The following is a 4,710-nucleotide window of genomic DNA, read 5'->3' as shown; positions in this document are numbered from 1 at the left end:
AAGCGCCGCCCCGCCAAGGGCGCGTACCCGACCGAGGCGGAGTGGTCGCCCGAGGACTTGGGCGAACGGGCCGTGAGCGACAAGAAGGTGCGCCGCGTCCGTCGCGACGCCGAGCGCACCCGAGCGATCGAGACCGGCGAGACCGCCGGGGAGGGAGAGGGCTCCTGATGGTGTCGGACGGACAGGACCGCATCGCCGCGCTGCATGCGCGCAACGCGGAGCTGCAGCGTCTGCTCGAGACGGCTCGCGAGTCGCTCGGCGAGATGCGGGAGAAGCTCGCGCAGGCGCAGGAGCCTCCGCAGACCTTCGCGACGTTCCTGCAGCGCGTGGGGGCGCACGCCGACGTGGTCCACAACGGCCGCCGGATGCGCGTCGCCGTGCTGCCGTCGGTGGAGGATGAGCTCGAGCCCGGCGACGAGGTGCTGCTGAACCCCATGAGCGTACTCGTGGGCGTGGCGCAGGCCGAGCGCGCGGGGCAGGGGGCCATCGTCCGCGAGGTGATCGACGAGGACCGTGTGCTCGTGGTCGCGCGAGGCGAGGATGAGCGCGTCGTGGTGCTCGTTGGCGGCGACGCCCGTCACCGCGTCTCCGAGGGCGACACCGTCATCATCGACCCGCGTACCGGCTTCGCGACGGAGCGCATCGATCGCACCGGCGTCGAGGCGCTGCTGCTCGAGGAGGTGCCGGACGTCGACTACGACGCGATCGGCGGCCTCACTCCCCAGATCGAGCGCATCCGCGACGCGATCGAGCTGCCACTGCGCCACCCCGACCTCTACCGCGAGCACGCGCTCACGCCGCCGCGCGGCCTCCTGCTGTACGGGCCTCCCGGGTGCGGCAAGACGCTCATCGCGAAGGCGGTCGCGCACAGCCTGGCCGATGCGGTGGGCGCCGACCGCTCGTACTTCCTGTCCGTGAAGGGGCCGGAGCTGCTCAACAAGTACGTGGGCGAGACGGAGCGCTACATCCGCACGATCTTCGAGCGCGCGCGGGCGAAGGCGTCCGCCGGCAGTCCCGTCGTGGTCTTCTTCGACGAGATGGAGGCGCTGTTCCGCTCGCGGGGCACCGGCGTGAGCTCGGACATGGAGACCACGATCGTGCCGCAGCTGCTCACCGAGCTCGACGGCGTCGAGCAGCTGGGCAACGTCATCGTCATCGGCGCCTCGAACCGCGAGGACATGCTCGACCCGGCCATCCTGCGCCCGGGCCGCCTCGACGTGAAGATCGAGATCTCGCGCCCCGACGCCCGCTCCGCGCGTGACATCTTCTCGAAGTACCTCACCTCCCAGCTGCCGCTGGCCGCATCGGCCGTCGAGGCGGCCGACGGCGACCGCCAGGCGACCGCCGCTGCGCTCGCGGAGCGCGCGGTCGACCGGCTCTACGCCGACCCGTCGAACGCCGCGTACATGTCGGGAGCGCTGATCCGCAACGTGGTCGATCGGGCCAAGACCCGCGCGATCAAGTCGGTGATCGCGGGAGGCGAGCGGGGCATCGGCGGCGAGCACCTCGACGCAGCGTGCGACGACGAGCTGCGCGAGGCCAAGGCCGTCGCCGCGAGCTCGCTGCGCGAGGGCTGAGCGTGCGCGTCGCCGGCATCGAGACCGAGTACGGGATCGTCGACCCCGCCGCACCACAGGCCAACCCCATCCTGATGTCCTCGCGGCTGGTCTCGGCGTGCCGGCTGTGGTCCCAGGGCCGGACGGCGCCGTGGGACTACGGGGGAGAGGATCCCCTGCAGGATCAGCGCGGCATGCGCCGGGACCGTGCCACGGCCGGAGCGGACATGCTGACGGACGTGCACGAGTGGGACCCCGCGCACGGTCGCATCTCGCTGCGGCGCCGGCGTGGATCGTGGGAGGACCCCGCGCACCTCAACGCCGTTCTGGCCAACGGCGCGCGCTTCTACGTCGACCACGCACATCCGGAGTACTCGGGTCCCGAGGTCGCCACCGCGCGGGAGGCCGTCCTGTGGGACCGTGCCGGCGACCAGATCGCGCTCGGCGCGGCGGAGCGCTACGCCGAGGAGGAGGGATCGCGCGTCGAGCTGTACAAGAACAACGTCGACGGCAAGGGCGCGAGCTACGGCACGCACGAGAACTTCCTGGTCAGGCGCGACCTCGACTTCGACACGCTCGCGCGGCTCATCACCAGTCATCTCGTCACCCGGCAGGTGGTCGTGGGCGCCGGGCGTGTGGGCCTGGGCCAGCGCGGCGAGCGCGAGGGCTTCCAGATCTCGCAGCGCGCGGACTACATGGAGGCCGAGATCGGTCTCGAGACCACGCTGCGACGCCCCATCGTCAACACCCGCGATGAGCCGCACGCCGACCGCAAGCGGTGGCGCCGCCTGCACGTGATCATCGGCGACGCGAACTGCATGGACGTGCCCACCTACCTCAAGATCGGGGCGACGTCGCTGGTGCTGTCCGCGATCGAGGCGGAGGACGATCGCCTCGAGGCGCTGGTGCTGGCCGATCCCGTCGCGGCCGTCTCCGCGGTCTCGCACGATCTCGCGCTCCGCGCGGAGTTGACGCTCGCGTCCGGGGAGACCGCCACGGCCCTCGAGATCCAGCGCGCGCTGCTCGAGATCGCGCGGACCTACGCCGAGGACGTCGAAGACGCGCTGGTCCTCGAGCGGTGGGAGCAGGTGTTGGATGCGCTCGGACGGGACATCTTCGCCGCCGCGAAGGACGTCGAGTGGGTCGCGAAGCTGCAGCTGCTGGGACGGCTGCGGGACAAGAACGCGACCGTCGACTCCGAGGGCGTCGCGCGACCGCTGGCGTGGTCAGACCCGCGGCTGGCGGCTCTCGACCTGCAGTGGAGCCGGCTGGGCGACGGGTGGGCGACCCGACTGCGGGCCGCCGGTGCGGTCACGGCTCTGGTGACGGACGAGGAGGTCGCTCGCGCTGTGGCGGCCCCGCCCGCGTCCACGCGTGCTCACGTCCGCGGCGCGTTTGTGTCGCGTCATCCGGACATGGTCGACGCCGCGGGGTGGTCGACCGTGGTGCTCGATCGCGAGACGCGCCACGGCAAGCTCGAGGTGCTGCATCTGGACGATCCGCTCCAGACCGGGCACCCGGTGCTCGACGAGCTCGACGCGGCTACCTGAGTCGACTCCTGGCCCAGCCACCGCATCGGCCCTCGTCCTTGTCCCGCACGCCCGCCGAATCCGTGTCCGGCACTCACGGACCTCTATGGAAGGTGCGCGTCTCCTGTCCGGCATCGGCTGGCGACGAGCGCCGGACACCACCCAACACACGGCGATAGAGGACTGTGGGTGCCGGAGGGTAAACGGGCCCGGGTCTAGACTCGAGACATGCCTCAGACTCACGCGACCGGACAGCCGTACGAGGACGACGCTCCCGAGCCCGCCCCGGCCCCGGCCAAGGCGGAGAGCACCGACGCGCTCGACAGCCTCCTCGACGAGATCGACGACTCGCTGCAGACCAACGCCGAGCAGTTCGTCCGGTCCTTCGTACAGAAGGGCGGGCAGTAGCCGCGACCGTGCTGCCGGGCGGCGTGTCCGCCGACGTCCCGCCGCCCCTTGACGTCCCGGGGCACCGCCGCATCTTCGGCCTCGAGACCGAGTTCGGGCTGCATCTCGACGCGCCCAACGCCCGCGCGGTCACTCCCGAGGAGGTTGCCGGCCACCTGTTCCACTCGGTGGTCGCGTGGGGCCGGTCCTCGAACGTCTTCCTGCCCAACGCCTCGCGGCTGTACATCGACGTCGGCGCGCACCCGGAGTACGCGACGGCCGAGTGCGATTCGCTCACGGACCTGATCGCCTCCGACAAGGCGGGGGAGCGGATCGTCCACGACCTGGTGGCCGAAGGTGAGCAGCGGCTCGCAGACGCCGGCGTCGAGGGGACCATCCACCTCTACAAGAACAACGTGGACTCCGCCGGCAACAGCTACGGCTGCCACGAGAACTACCTCGTGCGCCGCCGGGCCGACTTCCGGGCCTTCGCCTCCGCGCTCCTGCCGTTCCTCGTGACGCGGCAGATCGTGACGGGCGCCGGCTGCATCACGCGCACCCCGGGCGGCGCGCACTTCAGCTTCTCGCCGCGCGCGGACCACATGTGGGAGGGGATGAGCTCCGCGACCACGCGCTCGCGGCCCATGATCAACACCCGCGACGAACCGCACGCGAATGCCGAGCTGTACCGGCGCATGCACGTGATCGTGGGCGACTCCTCCATGTCGGAGACCACGACCCTGCTCAAGGTGGGCGCGACGGACCTGATCCTGCGGCTCATGGAGGCGCGGCTGCCCCTGCCCGACCTCACGCTGGCCAAGGAGATGCAGGCGATCCGCGACGTCGCCCACGACCTGTCGGGGCAGGCGACCGTGGAGCTCGCCGACGGGCGCCGCCTCACCGCGGTCGAGGTGCAGCAGACCTACCTCGACCTGGTCCGCTCGCACGTGGGCGGCGCGATCGAGCCGACCGCCGAGGTCGAGCGGATCCTTGACCTGTGGCAGCGCGGGCTCGACGCGGTGAGGAACCAGGACCCGAGTGCGGTGGACACCGAGCTCGACTGGGCCATCAAGCTGCGGCTGATCGAGCGCTATCAGGAGCGTCTCGCGTGCCGCCTCGAGGACCCGCGGCTCGCGCGTCTCGAGCTCGCGTACCACGACATCTCGCCCGAGCGCGGGCTGTTCAACCGGCTCGTGCGTGACGGGCTCGCCGCGACCGTGGTTCCGGACGCCGCGATC

At 71.5% G+C, this 4,710-nt stretch carries 4 protein-coding genes; all 4 read left to right on the top strand.

From position 1 onward, the window contains the following. The first annotated feature begins 167 nt into the window (after positions 1-167). Entirely contained in the window at positions 168-1,577 is a 1,410-nt protein-coding gene (arc, locus tag QZ483_RS12745; RefSeq protein WP_297084586.1) for a proteasome ATPase, read from the top strand. A gap of 2 nt (positions 1,578-1,579) precedes the next feature. Beyond that, on the top strand, positions 1,580-3,106 hold the full coding sequence (dop, locus tag QZ483_RS12740; protein WP_297084584.1) for a depupylase/deamidase Dop: 1,527 nt from the start codon (positions 1,580-1,582) through the stop codon (positions 3,104-3,106). 207 nt (positions 3,107-3,313) lie between these two features. Next, the gene (locus tag QZ483_RS12735; RefSeq protein WP_297084582.1) at positions 3,314-3,493 is read left to right on the top strand and encodes a ubiquitin-like protein Pup; all 180 of its coding nucleotides are present in this window, start codon (positions 3,314-3,316) and stop codon (positions 3,491-3,493) included. Between the two features lie 23 nt (positions 3,494-3,516). Then, positions 3,517-4,710, top strand: a 1,194-nt coding sequence (pafA, locus tag QZ483_RS12730) for a Pup--protein ligase (RefSeq protein WP_297084578.1), incomplete at its 3' end; no start/stop codon positions are given.

It is taken from the genome of uncultured Demequina sp. (genome assembly GCF_913055775.1).
Classification (GTDB): Bacteria; Actinomycetota; Actinomycetes; order Actinomycetales; family Demequinaceae; genus Demequina.
The sequence above is the reverse complement of the archived record's forward strand: the minus strand, read 5'-3'. Positions and strand labels throughout refer to the sequence as shown.

Bases quoted from the DNA above. Each gene is read 5' to 3' on its own strand.
- arc (WP_297084586.1), top strand. From the start codon at position 168: ATGGTGTCGGACGGACAGGACCGCATCGCCGCGCTGCATGCGCGCAAC.
- QZ483_RS12735 (WP_297084582.1), top strand. From the start codon at position 3,314: ATGCCTCAGACTCACGCGACCGGACAGCCGTACGAGGACGACGCTCCC.